This is a genomic window from Burkholderia sp. AU45251, from assembly GCF_030482905.1.
Classification (GTDB): domain Bacteria; phylum Pseudomonadota; class Gammaproteobacteria; order Burkholderiales; family Burkholderiaceae; genus Burkholderia; species Burkholderia aenigmatica.
The window spans coordinates 1-15784 of sequence record NZ_JAUJQH010000025.1 but is presented as its reverse complement, the minus strand read 5'-3'; the positions used below and the strand labels follow the sequence as shown (position 1 = coordinate 15784).

The 15784-nt window shown below is 67.2% G+C and carries 8 protein-coding genes; 3 read left to right on the top strand and 5 right to left on the bottom strand.

Annotation, left to right across the window (positions count from 1 at the left end; genetic code table 11):
* Window positions 1-23 precede the first annotated feature (23 nt).
* Genes QZM67_RS32250 through QZM67_RS32240 form a run of 3 tightly spaced genes read left to right on the top strand, consistent with a single transcriptional unit; the run spans window position 24 to window position 5532 of the window.
* On the top strand, window positions 24-1019 hold the full coding sequence (locus QZM67_RS32250) for a hypothetical protein (RefSeq protein ID WP_301809542.1): 996 nt from the start codon (window positions 24-26) through the stop codon (window positions 1017-1019).
* A complete protein-coding gene (locus QZM67_RS32245) occupies window positions 1016-1876 on the top strand; it encodes a hypothetical protein (RefSeq protein WP_301809540.1) in 861 nt (286 codons plus the stop codon). The genes QZM67_RS32250 and QZM67_RS32245 overlap by 4 nt, the downstream gene beginning before the upstream one ends.
* Before the next feature lie 35 nt (window positions 1877-1911).
* Window positions 1912-5532, top strand: a complete 3621-nt coding sequence (locus QZM67_RS32240) for a hypothetical protein (protein ID WP_301809538.1) — start codon at window positions 1912-1914, stop codon at window positions 5530-5532.
* 134 nt (window positions 5533-5666) lie between these two features.
* On the opposite strand, the gene QZM67_RS32235 is transcribed toward QZM67_RS32240, so the two are convergent.
* From QZM67_RS32235 to QZM67_RS32215, 5 genes are all read right to left on the bottom strand, one after another.
* Window positions 5667-7904 carry a TOMM precursor leader peptide-binding protein gene (locus QZM67_RS32235; RefSeq protein ID WP_301809536.1) on the bottom strand — a complete coding sequence of 746 codons (2238 nt, stop codon included), beginning with the start codon at window positions 7902-7904 and terminating at the stop codon, window positions 5667-5669.
* Between the two features lie 94 nt (window positions 7905-7998).
* Entirely contained in the window at window positions 7999-8361 is a 363-nt protein-coding gene (locus QZM67_RS32230; RefSeq protein ID WP_043179514.1) for a BMA_0021/BMA_0022 family TOMM bacteriocin, read from the bottom strand.
* A gap of 16 nt (window positions 8362-8377) precedes the next feature.
* Complete coding sequence (locus tag QZM67_RS32225) at window positions 8378-8722, bottom strand: BMA_0021/BMA_0022 family TOMM bacteriocin (protein WP_043179516.1); 345 nt, start codon at window positions 8720-8722, stop codon at window positions 8378-8380.
* Between the two features lie 33 nt (window positions 8723-8755).
* The gene (locus tag QZM67_RS32220) at window positions 8756-12799 is read right to left on the bottom strand and encodes a TOMM system kinase/cyclase fusion protein (RefSeq protein ID WP_367620455.1); all 4044 of its coding nucleotides are present in this window, start codon (window positions 12797-12799) and stop codon (window positions 8756-8758) included.
* The gene (locus QZM67_RS32215) at window positions 12796-13797 is read right to left on the bottom strand and encodes an FHA domain-containing protein (protein WP_301809531.1); all 1002 of its coding nucleotides are present in this window, start codon (window positions 13795-13797) and stop codon (window positions 12796-12798) included. The genes QZM67_RS32220 and QZM67_RS32215 overlap by 4 nt, the downstream gene beginning before the upstream one ends.
* Window positions 13798-15784 lie beyond the last annotated feature (1987 nt).

The following is a 15784-nucleotide window of genomic DNA, read 5'->3' as shown; positions in this document are numbered from 1 at the left end:
GCCTTCACGCACGAACGCCCACCATGCCCATGGCCGAACTCCACCCGGCAGTGCAGCGCGCGCTGGCGCTGGCGTCCTCGTACGGGACGCCGGCACGCCAGGTCGCAGCACCCGCGCCGGACGCCGCGCTGCGCCACCTGCTGCGCGACCGTTCGCCGGCGGAACCCGCAGCCTGGAACGACAGCAAGCTGGGACGCAGCGGCTTTCCGGTGGAAATCTCCATCGCGTTCGGCCGCCCGGAACTGCGCTACACCGTCGAGCCCGCCGGCCCCGACATTCCGCCTGCACGCCGGTTGAGCCGCGCGGCCGCGGCCATCGCCGCGCTATCGGACGAATCGATCGAACCGGCGGATCTCGCGGCGATCGCGTCCTTCCAGGGCAACGCGGCGCTCGCGTACGGCGCGTGGATCGGCGGCCGGCACGGCGACGGCAAGCCCCGCTTCAAGCTCTATGCGGAAGTACCCGAGCGCGGCGCCGAGCACGCGCTGGCCTGGGCCACCCGCCATCTCGGCGACCTGTCCGGCATCGTCCGGCGCGGCGCGTGGCCCGTCATGGCCGGCTGGCAGCCCGCGGGCCGGCGGGCCGAGCTCTATCTCCGCACGCGCCGGCTGTTCCGCGCGGATGTGCCGCTGCTGATGGCGTCGGCGCGACTCGCGCACCGCGCCGACGAAGTCCTCGGTCTGCTGCAGGATGCCTGCTGCAGCGCCATCGAGGCCACGCTGCCGGCGGCCGACTTCGGCGTCAGCATCGGCGCCGGCCCGGACGGCACGTCGACCTTCACGCTGTACGCGGTCGCCAACGACCTGTTCGGCGGCGACGGACGCATCCGCGAAACGGTGCTCCGTGTCGCCGCCGCCCGCGGATGGAACACGCACTTCTATCGCGCGCTGAGCGAACCGCTGGCCGACGCGAGCGGGTTCGTGACACGGCACGGGATGTTCGGCATCGTCGTGGCGTCGGACCAGCCCGCGACCGTGGCCATCGGGCTGACGCCGGACCAGCCCGAGACGCTGTCATGAGCGCCACGCTGCCCGCCCGCGTCGCCGGCACATCGCTCGATGCGCTCATCGCCGCGCAACGGCCGAGCGGCGCGTTCCCGTCGAGCGTGACCGTCGGCGACCGCCATTACGCGGACGAGAATGCGTTCGTCACGGCCCTGGTCCTCGACGAGCTGGCGCGCCTGCCGGCCGGCACGGCCGATCGCGCCATCGCCCGCGGCCTCGACTTCCTCGAGCACTGCGCATCGCGGACCTGCGCGGGCGCGTTTCATTTCTACCCGCCCGACCGCATGCCGTCCTGGCTGGGCGTCGATCTGCCCGCGGACGCCGACGACACCGCGCTCGCGCTGACGCTGCTCGCCCGGTTCGGGCGACGCAGCGCGGCCCAGGCCGTCGACGCGCTGGACCGCGCGCTGCATCCGTGGCGGCTGCACTACCGTCCGGAGTCCGTCGATCCCTGGGTTGCACAAGGGGCATGCCGGACCTGGCTCGACCGCCGTGCAGCGCCCAATCCGGTGGATGCGTGCGTGAACGCGAACGTCGCGACGGCGCTGACCTCGCTTGGCTGCGCCGGCCACGCAGCCTGCCGCGCGGCGCGCGACACCGTGCTCGACGCCATCGCGTTCGTCGCGGAGAACCCCGCGCATCGCGCACGGCTGACTGCGTTCTACCCCGACCTGTGGGAACTGGTGCATGCGCTGCGCCGCGGCGCGCGGCGCGGCGTGGCCGGTTTCGCACCCGCCGCCGCGCAGCTGGCCGGCATGCTCGCTCCCCATGCCGGCGCGCACGCCACCGTCTTCTCGTCCACCGACCGGCGCTGGCTCTGGACCGCGCCCCTGTTGCAAACGGCGCGCACGCTCACGCGCGACACGCCCTAGCCGTCACCGCCCACCCCTTCAACTGGAGAGATTCCATGCCTGGCGTTCATACCGTCCCGCCGTCCCTGTCCGCTTCGCTCTACGGCAACGCACCCGATCCGAAATCGGGCCTGCAGGTCAGCACCCGTCTGATGGAAAGCTACGAGATCGTCCGCCCGGTCACCGGCGCGAGTGACATCTCGACGTTCCTCAATTCCGCCGGACGCCTCGATATCTATTCGTCCGGTACCGCGCAAAAGGTCTACCGGATCCGCGCGGACAACCAGTCGGACACCGGCTGGGCCGAAGCCGACCTGGGCGTCACCGCCAGCCAGGTCAGCCCCTACCTCGCGCGCAGCGACGATTACGACAACCCCAACCTCCTGGGCATCGGCACCAACGGCAAGCTGACGCTCAGCCAATGGAAGGACGGCCGCTACGCGCAGGCCGACTGCCAGCCCGCCGGCGCCAAACGCCCGCTCAAGCAGATGCTGTCAACCCGGAATTTCGGCAACGTCTACGTCAACGTCGTGCTCGACAACGACGAAGTCGGCAGCAGCTACCTGAGGAAGGACGGCACCTGGGGGTCGACCGACTGGGTGCCGATCCGCAAGAGCCAGGACAGCACCGAGAACGCCACCGTCAAGCGCATCGCGATGTGCGCGAACGATCCGGTGCAGCAGTCGCTGTTCGCCATCGGCCCGGACAACGCCGTGCTGTTCGCTCAGAGCGATTTCCGGTTCTCCTACTTCACGACGCTCGGCTACAAGAAGGCGATCGACCTCGCCGTCGTGTCCGATCAGGAGAAACGCCTGAACATCTTCATCGTCGATACCGACTTCGGCATCTGGCAAAAGCGCGAGAAGAAGTACAGCACGTCCGGCATCCAGTTCGACGACTGGGTGCTGGTCAGCAACGCGGCCCCGGTGACGTCGCTGCGGGCGGTCATCAACGCCGGCGGATTGCTCGAGATCTTCGCGATCGGCAAGGATCAGCGGCTCTACCATACGCGGCAGATCAGCAGCGGGCTCAACAAGGTGAGCTGGTCGAGCCTGTTCGAACTCGGCAACCCGGTGCCCAACACGAAATTCACCGTCGGCCGCAATGCCGCCGGCTACTCGGAAGCGTATTCCGTGTCGTCGGACAGCAAGCTGTATCGCTTCTGGCAGGATCCGAAGACGACCCAGTGGACCAACGAGGCAATCCGCCTGCAGGGCTCGGGCGAGATGACGTCGGTGCCGACCCATGCAACGGAAATCACGGTGCTCGACGACGCGGGTCAGCTGGCCGTCAATGCGCAGGTCCAGATCGATGCCGCGTCGATGGTGCCGCTGCGCATCAACGGCCTGTACTACCAGGCCAGCCCCGACTACACGATCCCGGTGCTGTCGGGCGGCGGCGGCAAGGTGGTGATCGAGCGCTTCACCAACAGCCTCGCGAGCCCGAGCTACCACGTCCGCACGCAGTACATGCAGCCGGGCGAAGGCGTCACCGTGGAGCCGAACGGCGCATTGCAGGAGAAGATGCACGCGGTCGACACCGATGCCGTCTGGAACGCGAAGACCGCCTCCGGCGCCTACCTGCTGACCGGGGAATTCCGGACCCGCGACAACGCCGAGAACATGGCGAAGATCATGCGGCAGTCGATGTCGTTCGGCATGCCGGCGAACGCGGCGGCCCGGAGCCGGCGTTACCTCGGCGCCAACCGCTCCGTCGTCGGGCTGCGGCATACGGTGCGCGGCACCGCCGATCCGTTCGCGCTCGTGCCGGAGGACGTCCCCGCGCAGCACTGGCGGGTGTCGTTCACCGATACCGGCGTGCACTACGACGACCTGACCGCGGACCAGGCCGGCGCGTACCTGCTGCGTTCCCGCACACTGGCGTCGTCCGGCGATGCAACCCTGGCGAACGCCGGCTTCCTCGGCATCGACTGGGGCGATATCTGGAACGCGATCAAGAACGGCGTCGGCCGCATCGTCGACGGCCTGAAGGAATTCGTCGTGACGACCATCGTCGATCCGGTCACGCGCCTCGTGAACGAGATCAAGGTCGTCTTCAATTTCCTCATCGACGGCGTGACGTACCTGATCGACAAGACCATCAAGCTCTTCCAGCAGGCGTTCGACATCGTCGAGGGCATCTGGAACAAGATCAAGGTGTTCTTCAAGGAACTGTACGAGTGGCTGGCCTTCTTCTTCGCATGGGGCGACATCAAGCGGTCGGCGGAGGCGACCCGCCATACGTTCGACGCGACCTTCGACTATCTGCTCCTGGCGGTCGATGCCGTGAAAGGCCAGGTGACGGCCGGCTTCGATCACCTGCAGACGGAGATCGACAAGGCCGTCAACACGTTCCTCGCGCAACTGGATCCGAAGCTCGCGATCGGCCAGTACGCGGACGACGTCGATCGCCCCGACCCGCGCATCGACGAATCGACCAGCCACAACGTGCTGCTCAACGCGTTTTCGGACAACTACAAATCGACCCGCGTGCTGGCGCGCGGCGATGCGCTGGCCCTCGCCGCCGATCCGCTCCAGGACCTGTGCGAGAAGCTGAAGGACGTCGCCGACAACTTCGAGTTCGGTCAGGGCAAGAACGCGTTCCACGACGCCGCCACGTACTTCGAGCAAATCGGCCGCACCCCCGATCGCGTGCTCGACCTGCTGTTCGCCGGCACCGTCAAGGTGATGGAAGCCGTCACCCAGTTTGCACTGAGCGCGGCCAAGGGGCTGGTCCTGACGATTCTCGACCTGGTCGGCGACGTGATCGGCGCGATCAAGGCGCTGTTCAACACGGAATGGGAAATCCCGTTCGTGTCGCAGCTTTACAAGCTGATCACCGGCTCGTCGCTGAGCTTCAAGGTGTGCGACCTGTTCTCGACGATCGTCGCGATTCCCGGCACGTTGCTGTACAAGCTGGTGAAACATGAAGCGCCGTTCCCCGACGCCGCGAGCGTGACCCGCTTCAAGTCGTCGTTCACCGCGCAGTGGCTGGCCGAGCAGAGCGGGATCGCGCCGAAGTCCGACGTGTCGCTGATGGTCAGCGCCGAGCAGAAATCGGCCATCTCGATCTTCTTCGGCGTGTCGGCGTCGGTCTGCATCTTTGCCGCGACCATTCTCGACACCATCGAGATCGCGTTGCAAACCGAAGAGGTCGAGGTCGAGGCGATCGGCACCGGCTCGCTGTTCATGGGCTTCGGCTCCGCATTCTTCAGCGTGCCGTGGATGATCGCGAGCGATGCGGGCGGCTTTTCGTGCAACGACGCCAAAGGGCTCAACAACCTGCTGTGGCTGTTGAACACCGTCGTGGGCTATGGACGGGCCGGGGCGCTCAAGATCGCCGGCAAGAAATACAAGATCCCCGCGGAAGTGGATCAGGTCACCGTCAACCTGTGGGGCTGCGCGCGGCTGGCCCTGGGGATCGTGTGGGCCGTGAAGAGCGGCGAGGAACTGGATGGCATCGAGGCGGCGGAACTGTTCGTCGACACGATCACCAGCCAGGTGTTCCGCTTCCTGGGCGTCAAGGCGGTGGTCGCCTCGACCGAGGGCATCTCGCTCCTCGCGTTGCTCGTCATCGTCGGCCTGGGCGGCATGACGACGACCGCGCTGCATCTGGCCGCGTCGCTGAAGTCCGACGAGGCCGTCGCGAAGCGCCTTCCCGCCCAGGCGCTGGCGTGACGCCGGTCGATCGTCGCGGCACCGGCCGGCATTGACGCGACACCGTGCGGCGGCACTCGGGCAAGCGGGCCGAGCGCCGCCGTACGACCGCGGTCGAGGCGGTGCCGGGCCGCCCGCTTGCGGCGATCGGCGCATCAAAGAAACAGCAGCGCCTCGTTCAATTCCGGCTCACGGCACGGCTGCCCGCGCCAACCCAGCCGAACGGGAACCGAATAGAGCCGTGGCGCGCCGAAACGCGGCCAGAAATGGCACAGCCCCGGCGCGATCACCTGCACCACGGACAAACCGATGTCGGGCCGCGTCTTGTCGACGACGAGCACATCCATGCCGGCCGCCGCGATGCGTCCGACGCCATCCGCGATCGCCGCCGGCAACGACGCGGCGTCGATCGGCTGCCACGTCGAGCGCGCCGTGCAACGCACATCCGTCGCCGGATACAGGAATCCGGTATCCGAAAGCTTGTCGCGATCCCACGGGTGCGGGGCATCCGCCGCGACATCGAGCAACTGGTTCACTTCGGTCAGCGCCCGCTGCACCGCGATACGGCCGTCCGGATGGCAGCCGAAGCCGATCGAGAAGCGCCCGTCCTGCGGGTTTTCCGCCAGCGCGGCCACGGTCGGCACGCCAAGATCGGCGGTGATGTCGAGTGCCCATAAACGCCATCCGAACGTCGCGTACTCACGCACGAGCGCATCGAAATACGGATCCTCGAAACTCGCGAGTTCGATGCCCGGGCGCGGAATCCGGTTGTACCACCAGATCGCGACCGCATCGCGCTCGACCAATTCGAGCATGCCGTGCAGGATCGCCTCCTCGACGCTCGATCCCGCCGCGCAACCGTTCGGGTTGTGCACGCAGGCGGCCGGCGCCTGCGCACTGTCGGGCGTTTCAGCGTAGCAGTAGCTCAGCGGCACGAGATGGCGCCGGCCGGTCACGAGCGACCAGGCCGGCGTCCAGTCGATGACGTCGCGCGCCGTAAAGCGCGGCGGCACCTGCTTGCGCACATCGCGGGTCAACGCGTTGATCGCCTCGCGCGTGTCGAATTGCCGGTCGCTGAACTGCTGAAGGTCGTTCACGTGGATCGGAGCGGCGTCGCACGCCGGATCGGCGAGCAGGCTTTCCATGCTTCCCGTCAGCGTCGCCTCGTCGCCTTGATACACGCTGCTGAATCGCTCGAGCGCCTCGCATAGCGCGCTCGCCCGGGCCTGCTCGTCGGTACGGCCCTTGCCGGAGCAGATCCTGTCGAACCGGTTGCTGCCCGGCACCGCGGCCGGGCACACGAGAAAGCCCGATGCGTAGACCTTGCGCAGGCCCGCGTGCCGCTTCGGCATCGGATGCAGATACGCGATCGCGCCGCTGACCGGCGATATCAGGTGTGCATGACGCGCAAACACCTGTTGCGGATCGGCGGTCCGGTAGCCGCCGTCGGCGCGCGCCAGCGGCGCATCATTGGTCAGGCGCGGCGCCCGTGCCGCCTGTTCGCGCATCCACGCAGGATTGCCGCAGCACGGGCATTGCGGGCGCCTCAGCACGCGGTGCCGCTCGGCGGCCAGCGTGTCGATGCGCTGCGCCACGAGATGGGTCTGCGCCCGTTCCGATGCCGAGGGATTGACGGCAATCTGCTCGACCGTCGCCGCCACGAGCGCCGCCGCGGCAGACGCCGCGGCACGCGACGCGGCCTGGGGCAGACGCGTCGCGTCGTTGCCATGACGGCGCGCGAGCAGCGCTTCGACCGGCCGGTTGATGCGAATCCAGTAGCGCACGCATTCGATGCACGGCGCGTCGGCAAGCGCGCCGCTGCCGGCCAGCAACGGCCCGATCAGCGTCTGCACGCCGCCGGCCGCCACGATGAGCAACGCCCCGCCGCGCGCCGCAACGCGGGCGGCACACGCGGCGAGATCGTCGCGGTCGTGCGTATCGGCGATCGCGACGGTCAGCCCGGCATCCGTCACGACGTCGATGCCGGCCATGTCGAGCGCGCGCCTGAGCGCCGTATCGTCGGCGCCGAACCGCTCGACCGCGACGCGCAATTGCGCGACGTGCGTGCAGGCCGCGTCGCCGTCGAGCCCGGCGCGCTCGAAGAAGCCGCGTGCCGCATCGTCGTCGTGCGGCGCGTCGGCGCGCACGTACCCGCGACGCATCAGTTGATCGAGACGCGCGAGCACGTCCCATTCGCCGAACGCACCGGCGAGCGACGTCACGATCTCGGCGATCGTCATCCGCGCCCGCAAGCAGGCCGCGATTTGCACGAAGATCGCGCCGGACAGCATCACGCGCTTGAATTCGTCGACGACGAACAGGGTCTCGGGCCCCGCATCGAGCACGAGCAAATGCGGTTTGAAGCGCAACACGCGCGAAAGGTCATCGAGCATCGTGGGGTTCCATGCGGCAGGTAAACGAACGTCGCGCGACCCCGGGGCGCCTGCCTCGGGGCCGCGCGACGGCACACGGCGCAGCCGCGCCGCGTCAGCAGCAGGTGAACAGGTAGCTCGGCCCGGCGTCGCAGTAGGCCGCGAGTGCGACGGCCTCCTCGTCCAGGATCGCGGGCTGCTCCGGTATGCCGACCGTCATCACGTTGCGCGGCAGGTTCCAGCTCCCGCTGCCGTTGCCGTGGTTCGTCCAGCCATGCCCCCCGGGCGTCTTGACGACCTCGATGTCGACGATCCACGGACACTGGTAACCGAAGTATTTCGCGAGCGTCTCCAGCGGCTTCTCCAGCAGCTCGCCCTTGAATTCCGGGTCCCGCCATGAGAGCGCGATGGCGCGCAGGTAGACCTTCTGGAACTCGAGCATCGATTCGAGCGTCGGATTGGCGTTGTTGTTTGCCATGTCGGTTTCCCCGAGGTCATTCCATGATGGTGATGTGGTTCGCGTTGTAGGCGGCCAGCGCCTGCGCGAATTGCGCTTCGTCCGCCGGTGCGGGCGGCAAGTACAGCGTGAGCTTGTTTCTGCGGCCGGCCGTCCAGTCGCCGTTGACGGTCGGCGTCCACACCGACGATTTGGGCTGCACCTTCAGGTCGAGCCGGAACGGGAAGTGATAGTCGAAATGCTCGCGCAGCGCCTTGATCGGATCGGCCTCGAGTTCGTCGAGAAACGCCGGCGAATGCCACGCCAGCGCAATCGCCCGGATGACGGTGGCACGGTATTCGAGAAACTGTTCGTACGTCGGTAATCGAAGATCCTTGCTCATCTCTCTGCTCTCCTGATTGACGAATGGAACCACTTACGGCAACGACTGCAACAGCGCTCCGGCGAACCGGGCGATGCGGCCCATGCCCGCCGTTGTTGCAATTTCGACTGCGCGCCGGCACGCGTCCAGCGCGGCCACGCCGCCGCATCGCGGATCGGCCAGGCGCAAGTACTCGCACTTCTTCAGCAGCAATTGCGCTTCGTAATAGCGCTCCCCGGTCGACTCGCACGATGCGAGGCATTGTTCGATCCAGGCGAGCGCGGCGCCGTAATCGCCGCGCGCGGCATCCAGCTCGGCAAGCAGCGACGCGTAATAGGTCAGCCCGAGCAGTCCGCCCGACTGCCGCTGCGCATCGAGATGCGCGACGACACCCGCACGATCCCCTTGCGCCCACGCGCGAATGATCGCCGCGTAGTGCCCGACCGCGCGTAACCGGTGAACCTCCGACAGGCGCAGGATCGCTTCCGACAGCGCGAGCGCCGCATCGCGATCGCCCGCGAGCTGGTAGGTGCGCGCGAGGTACATCATCGTGACGCCGAGCGTCGGCAAATGGTCGAGGCAGGTCGCGCTATACACCGCGTCGCGCGCCAACGCGAGCGCGGCCTGTGGATCGTCGTCCATGCACCAGCGCACGCTGGCCAGCGCCGCCATCGTCCACGCGCGCGTGTCGAGCCCGAGGATGCGCCGGTGGTCCGCGTCGCGCCGCACGTCGTAACCTGCCAGCACCGCGTCGAACGCGGCGCGGGCGCGCGCATAGTGGCCGTCGACCCACAGGCTCATGCCGCGCATCGCATCCGCCGCGACCTGAACCCCGGCGTCGCCGCGCTTGCTCGCGAGCGCATCGAGCCGCACGCCGATCCCGCGCACGGTGGGACGATCGCCCGCGACGTGGTAGTAGGTCGACAAGGTCCATAGCGCGCTGATCTCGAGCTCCGGGTCGTCGAGCGTCTGCATTTGTCGCAACAGCTGCTCCGCATGCTCGCGCACCTGCGGATCCGCCCAGCCGAACCGCGCCATCGTCGCGTGCGTCAACGTCGCACGGATGCGCGCGCTGTCATGTTCGCGTTGCGCGTAGTCGGCGTTGCCAAGCCAGTCGAACACGCACTGCCCATAGCGGATCGCATCGTCGTACCGCGAGCATGCGAGCGCGCGACGCGACGCGTCGATGCCGTGGGCGATTGCGTCGGTCAGGACCCCCGCACGCGAGAAGTGCCCGGCGACACCGAACGTGTGCGCACCGGCACCGCGATCGGCTTCCGCGATCAGCGCACGGCCGACCCGCGCATGGTTGCCCCGCCGCACCGCGGGCGGCATCGATTCATAGGCCGCATCGCGAATCAACGCGTGGCGGAATGCATAGAACACCCGATCGCGCCGGTGCTGCGCATACACGATCCGCTCTTCGAGCAGCAGCCGCAGGTGCGCGTCGAGCGTGGCCCGATCATGTGGCGATGCGTCGGCGAGCAGTTGCGCATCCACCTCGAGCCCGATGGTCGCGGCGAGCTGCGCGGTGTCGCGCGCGTCGTCGATCCGGTCGAACGCGAGCCCGAGCATGCCGCCCAGGCTGAGCGGAAGCGGATAAGGATCCGCTGCCCGCAGCCCCGCGAGCGAGCCGTCGGCGCCGCTCGCCATCAGCTCGCGGGCGACGGCCTCGATGAACAGCGGGATGCCCGCCGTGCGGTGGGCCAGCTGGTCGAGCCAGGCCGGATCGAACGCACCTCGCCCGAGATGCGCGGACATCAGGCGCTGCGCGTCGTCGCGCGGCAGGCGGCGCAGCATCAGGCGTTCGGTCGCGCCGCGCCAGCGCTCCAGCCTGGCGGGGCGCGATGTGAACACGACGGCGAGCGCCGCGGCGCGCGGCGAGCGCTGCAGGTGCGCGAGAAAATCCTCGGTCGAGCGGTCGAGCCACTGGACGTCCTCGACGACGAGCAACACCGGCGCGCCGTTGCCGAGCGACACGATCAGTTGCTCGAGGACGTCGAACAGCGCGTGCTGTTCGCGCGCGCTCGACCACAGGAACCCCTGTACATCGCAGGGCACCCCCAGCCAGGTCGCGAGCGCGGCGCGGGCCGCCGCATGATCGCATTCGAGCGGCGCGATCATCGCGTCGATCGCCGCGAGCGCGCCGCCGGCCTGGCTGTCCGCATCGATATGCCAGTGCGCGCCGATGAACCTCAGGATCGGAAACAGCGCATGATTCTCGCGCTCGGGCAGGCACCCGCAATGGGCGAACGCGTGGCCCTGGCCCCGCACGGCCTCGCACAGTTCGTGCACGAGGCGCGACTTGCCGATGCCGGCGTCGCCGACGACCAGCCGCGGCACGCCGTGCGGTGCCGGCTCGCCTCGCATCGCGCGGCGATACCGTGCGAGCGTCTCCTGCCATGCGCGCAACAGCGCGTCGAGTTCGCGCGCACGTCCGACCATCGGCGCCCGCATGCCGGTGTCGAGCGCATCGAACGGCGTATCGGCGCGCCGTTCGCCGAGCAATTCGTGAACCGGCTGCGGCACGAGGCCGGCGCGCGTCAACCGCATTGCAGTCGGCCGATGGTCGGCATGCCGTTCGAGTGCAAGCCGCGCATCGTCGCTGATCAGGATCTGCCCGGGTCCGGCCAGCCTCAGCAATCGCGACGCCGCGGCGGACGTCGAGACGCCCGACATGTGCGATGCGTGCGCGAGCACCTGCCCGACGTGAATCGCGGCGGCCACTTCGACACGCCAGCCTTCGCCGCCGCCGATGCCGCCGGCAGTCACCGGCACCGGCAGCCGCGCGCGCTCGGCCACCCGTACCATGTCGAGCGCCGCGCGCGCCGCGCGGCGCTCGGGCCGGTCGATGTCGCCCTGCAAGCCGAAATGGAACAACAATGTGTCGCCGAGCCGTCCGCCGGCGTGCGCGCCATAGCCGACGGCGATGTCGGCGCACTTCGTCAGCCATTGCTCCTCGTAACCGTCGAGCAAATCGCCGTGATCGGGCCCCGCATGGCGTTGCCTGCCCTCCCCGGCGATCGTCACGCAGCAGCACAGCGTGGTGACCTGCCGGTACTCGTCGGCCGCTTCGATCGTCTCGCTGCGCGGCGCGAACGGGTGCTGATGCACCCGCCGGCTTGCGCGGCTGGCCTCGAACCGGCCGACGAGCGCCGCGAAGTTGAGCGCGCGGAACTGCGCCGCGAGTTCGTCGGCCGACGCGGCGCGTTGCTCCGGATTCTTGTTCAGCGCGCGCCGCAATACCGAACCGAGCGGATGCGACGCGATCGAAGGCGGCAGCGCGACATCCACCGGGCTGAGCTGCTGATAGAGAATGTCGGCCACGCTTGCGCCGTGCATCACGACGTCGCCCGTCAGGCATTCGATCACGACCAGGCCCCACGCATACAGGTCGCTGCGCGGCGTGGGCGACTCGTTGCGCAATTGCTCCGGGGCGCAATATGACGGGGAGCCGAGCACCTCGGTCTCCAACGTCGTGGTCTGGCGCGCGATGTCTTGCGTGCCGGGCAACAGCGCACCAATACCGAAATCGAGGAGCTTCGCGTGCGGGCCGTCATCGGCCATCGTGATCACGATGTTCTGCGGCTTCAGATCCCGATGCACGATGCCGCGCCGATGCGCGGCCGCGAGCGCGTCGAGCACCTCCGTCATCAGCCGCCCCGTGTCGACCGCCGACAGCGGCCCTTCCGCCGCGAGCCGGTCACGCAGGGTCCGGCCCTGCACCAGCTCGAATACCGCGAACAGCCGCCCGTCCGGCGCTTCCCCCTGGTCCAGCAGCGCCACGATGTTCGGGTGCCGCAGCGCTTCGCACAGGCTCGTCTCGCGCCGAAAGCGCGCACGCTGGCGCGCGCGCTCCGCCGCGGTCCGCCCGGTGTCGTCGCGCATCAGCTTGATCGCGACCGCTTGCCCTGTTTCGCCGCAGGTCGCGCGAAACACGACGCCGTTGCCGCCTTCGCCGAGCAGCGCGCCGAGCCGGTAATGCCACTTGCCGGCCAGCGCCGCGAAAGGCGCGGCGGGCTGCCACGATTCAGGCATTCCCGGCACGACGGGGGCGCGGGACACGGTCGGCATCACGGCCGGCTCGTCCGCGTTCACGAGTAATGGACGACCTGGCCCGGCACCGGACGATGCGCGCCCATCCGCAGCTCGACGCCCGGCACCGACTGGCATTCGAGATGCTCGCCGCGCATCACGCGGAACGGCCAATCGCCGAAGCGGACGCTGCCGCGCCGGCGCTCGACGAGCAGGCTCGCGTCGAGCCCCGGCAGCGCCGCGAACTGGCTCCGGGCGCGGTGGATCTGCACGTTGACATGGGATGGATCGATGCCGAGCATGTGCGCCAGCCGCCCGAGGTCGATCCAGCCCTGCGAGGCGGCGTCGTAACCGGCCTGCATGTCAGCCGAGCGTGCGCGCGCGAGCGTGACGAGGCTGTAGTGATGGGCCCGCTCGCCGAGGTCGACCACGCCGCCGCGAACGTGCAGCAGCATGCGCACGTGCTCTTCGTTACGGCTGACGAAGAATTCGAGCAGTTGCGCCGGCGTGGCCGGATCGGCCGGCACGGCAAGCATCATCGTCGAGCCTCTGCTCACGAGCGCCACGCGCCACGTGCAGTCGCCGGTCGACACTTCGTCGCCGTCGTGGAGCGTGCGAGGTGGAAGCGCGTCGTCGCACAGCCATTCACCGGCCGCCGACCGGACGATCGTGACCGGCCGTGCGGCGCGGGCCGGCAGGATCTGGCTCGGCGCGAGCACGATCGGCGGCGCCGCGCCTCGTATCGGCCACAGCGTATCGGCCGGATCGTCGAGCGCATCGACATGCCAGGGGGCGAGACCGGCCCGGCCGAACCGGATCACGTCGCCGGGTTGCAGCACCGCATGCTCGCCGTCGCGCAACGGAACGCCCGAAACCAACGTGCCGTTGCTGCTGTGATCGTGGAGTTCCCACTGCCCGCCGCTCCAGCGGACATGGGCGTGGACGCGAGACACCGACGCATCCCGGATGACCGTGTCGCAGCGCGCGGCATCGCGACCGAACACGTGATATGCGCGGAGCAGGCACGCTTCTCCGGAAGAACCGTTCTTGAGTATCGCCATGACCGCCCCGCGTCGGATTCGCCCGGATCGATGCAGTGACGCATCGACACTGCCGGGCAAGCGATTGATTCACCAATTGCGAACAATGCCGCCTGTTCGCCGCCTCGCCACCTGTTTTTGTCATCCGTCTGTCAAACCGCTGCTCTTCCGGAAGCGTGTCATTTCGGTTAATTGAATTGTCGACCGCTTTGTTGTTTTTGAACCGAGCAACCAGATGAAAATCCTGCCAAATAAAGTCACGCACAGCAACCGAAATAATCAGTCCGCGATTTCGGTTTGTAATCGCCTTACATTTTCGACAGATTTCGAGGGAAAAATCAGGAGGTCGAAAATCTCGTTGCACGCGGCGCATCGGGGTTCCGCACCGCCAGACTGCCGTCCAGCCGGATGATGCATCGGATTTGTAAAGCCGATGTCACAAAACATTCCCAATCGAAATACGCTCAGCAATCAGATTGATAATTTCTGGAAATCACACAATCGCGCCAGCGTTTTAATCGCCACGTTAATTCACTTATTCACTTATCCAGGCATTCGGATTCGGTGCGCGGATCATCGATCAAGTTGATGTAAACCGGAAAATTTCCGCAATGCACAATCAAGCCCATTTATTATGCAATCGCTGAAATCCTGCTGTCCAAACCAGGCCCGCGGCAATTCACGCCGCCATTTACTTCGGAATGCGAATTTGAAGAATTTCGCACCTGCTACTTGGGGGGAAAGGATGTCCCTGTCACGACCGGCGGCATCGCGCCGCGTCGAAAAGGATCGACGGAGGAATTGACTTCGACATGGCAGGTCGCGTGCTCGCGCACGAGTCGGCCACGTCGAACGCGCAATACACGGCACGCCACCCGGGGCGCGCACATCGCGGAAAACTGTTGTGGCGGAAGGCAGCCGACTACAACTATCACTCGCGGAGACGCGCCAGGTAAGACTCCCGCAGTTGCGGATAGCCTCCCTACCCATATTGGGCTCAGCGGCAATCCAATATCGACCGCAATGCCCTGATGGCAAAGGGACGCCGAGCAGTTTCCCGCCAAAATTCCCCAAAAGTTGCCCTCACGGGCTCGGTTGCGTTCGGGACTCGCCCTGTAAGCCGCGATGATGCTCGCATGCGGTCCGACGAGAGAGTCAATTATGTAAAGTTTTGCCACTAGTCCCCCCCCCGGCACAACGCGATGGCCGTGGCGAAGTCCACCGATCCGCTGACGAAAAGCCCCTCTCCCGCGGTAGACAAATGTGCGCTGGCCTGCAGTCGACACTCTTCGCGGGATGCGGCCGCCGAGCGAATGGCCCCGCGATCATGTCCGAAAGAATGTCAGTTGAAATTTGATATAGATGCCATTACGATTGCGCTTCACATATCAACTGATCTGCGAAACGCCGCGTGCGATTGTGTACGCGAATGTCGGCAGCGCTCGGATACTGCGCGATCTACCGATGTGGGGCCTCGATACGGCAAGGACCGCCGTTTTCGTCGCGCTTCCGGGGCACGGATCGGATTGCCTGCATTCGAGACCGCGGCCTCGCGGGGGGCGATGAATCGGTCTGTTAGTCATCCGATTCATGCCGATATGTCGCAGGAAACCGAGCATAAGGTAGCGCGACGGAGCCCGCGTGCGCTCGCGAAGCTCAAGCCGATCCTTCCCGCGCTGAACGATGCGCAGGTCGTCGATACCTGAGCTGGCCTGATCGACGTTGCTGCCCAACAGCATTCCGGCGATCGAGGCACCGGGCAGGCGCTCGGCGACCGAGGTCAGGGCTGCGGTCACCTTTTTGCGATGGGGCTGATCGTAATCTCGCTCGTCGTCCAGGATTATTTCGATGGTCAGATTTTCATGACACCGACGGCGGGTGGCTAGTATCCCGTTCCGTTGTTAACTGATCTATGTTCACGTAGCATGTTGACGTCAACGGAACGGGAGACATCAGCATGGCGATGGGACGACCGAAGGTGGAACTGGTGCTGAGCGAAGACGAACGC

Excerpts from the sequence above, each read along its gene's own strand:
- QZM67_RS32230 (WP_043179514.1), bottom strand. The coding sequence starts at position 8,361 with ATGGCAAACAACAACGCCAATCCGACGCTCGAATCGATGCTCGAGTTC.
- QZM67_RS32250 (WP_301809542.1), top strand. The coding sequence starts at position 24 with ATGCCCATGGCCGAACTCCACCCGGCAGTGCAGCGCGCGCTGGCGCTG.
- QZM67_RS32225 (WP_043179516.1), bottom strand. The coding sequence starts at position 8,722 with ATGAGCAAGGATCTTCGATTACCGACGTACGAACAGTTTCTCGAATAC.
- QZM67_RS32245 (WP_301809540.1), top strand. The coding sequence starts at position 1,016 with ATGAGCGCCACGCTGCCCGCCCGCGTCGCCGGCACATCGCTCGATGCG.
- QZM67_RS32215 (WP_301809531.1), bottom strand. The coding sequence starts at position 13,797 with ATGGCGATACTCAAGAACGGTTCTTCCGGAGAAGCGTGCCTGCTCCGC.
- QZM67_RS32235 (WP_301809536.1), bottom strand. The coding sequence starts at position 7,904 with ATGCTCGATGACCTTTCGCGCGTGTTGCGCTTCAAACCGCATTTGCTC.
- QZM67_RS32240 (WP_301809538.1), top strand. The coding sequence starts at position 1,912 with ATGCCTGGCGTTCATACCGTCCCGCCGTCCCTGTCCGCTTCGCTCTAC.